This window comes from Nocardia asiatica NBRC 100129 (genome assembly GCF_000308415.1).
Taxonomy (GTDB): domain Bacteria; phylum Actinomycetota; class Actinomycetes; order Mycobacteriales; family Mycobacteriaceae; genus Nocardia; species Nocardia asiatica.
This window is the reverse complement of sequence record NZ_BAFS01000348.1, coordinates 1-923: the sequence shown is the minus strand read 5'-3', so window position 1 is coordinate 923 and position 923 is coordinate 1. Positions and strand designations below refer to the sequence as shown.

General features: G+C 70.9%; 2 pseudogenes. One reads left to right on the top strand and one right to left on the bottom strand.

Going from position 1 to position 923, the window contains the following annotated elements:
• Nucleotides 1-314, bottom strand: a pseudogene (locus ON27_RS29340) (esterase family protein); the annotation flags it as partial.
• A gap of 313 nt (nucleotides 315-627) precedes the next feature.
• Between ON27_RS29340 and ON27_RS29335 the strand changes: the two are divergent.
• A pseudogene (locus ON27_RS29335) lies at nucleotides 628-923 on the top strand (esterase family protein); the annotation flags it as partial.

The following is a 923-nucleotide window of genomic DNA, read 5'->3' as shown; positions in this document are numbered from 1 at the left end:
TCGGTCCAGCTCCCGTCGCTGATTCCACCGTTGGCGCCGTTGAGCAGATAGAACGTCGGCGCGGGCCGAGCCGGGTCGGCCGCGCGCAGCACGCGCACCCGGGCCACGCTGTTCATCGCCGCGGAGAACACGCCGACGTCGAGAACACGGTCGGACTCGGCGCGGATGTCGTGGACCCGGGAGCCGTCGGGGGCGGACACGGAGGCGGGATCAGGCAGGGAATCGGCCGTCGCCGCACTGCTCGATCCCGTGGTCAACGCCGCGATCACGGCGGCCGTCAGCAGGATTCGCTTCCGAGGATGGGTGAGCGACATCGCACCTCCGATCTCGAGGCCGCGTCTCGGCCGGCGCCCCCCGGCTGCCCGACGAGCGACCGACGCTGAGCATCGACATCCAGTCAACCGCATCCGGCCCGCCCGCGAACGCGAACACCCACAACCTTGTGGCTGTTCCCAGCAAGATGCCGAGCGAACTGGCCACCGGCCCCAATCGAGTTCGATACCGCTTGCCCGCACCGATATTCGCGTCCTAACCTGGGCGGCGTTCTCGTCTCGCCCGCCCGGAAGGCCGTGAGTGGATTCTGCTGCCCCACCGTCGCACCGTCGCGGTGCGGCGCGGACCGCACGCTTGGCCGCTGTACTGAGCGTCGCCGCGTTCGCCTTCGCGACCGGCACGGCCGGTTCGGTGAGCGCGGGCCCGGCCGCGCCGGAACGCCCGGCACCGGTCGGCGCCGCCGCGGATGGATCGCATATCGCGAGTGCGACGCCGCAGCCGGGAGGACTGGTCGAGTTGACCGTCTTTTCCGCCGCGATGGCGAACAACGTGACCGTGCGCGTCCTTCCGGCCGCCGGCGAATCGGCTCCGGCACCCACCCTCTATCTGCTCAACGGCATCGACGGCGGAGCGGACGGCAACTGGCTGAG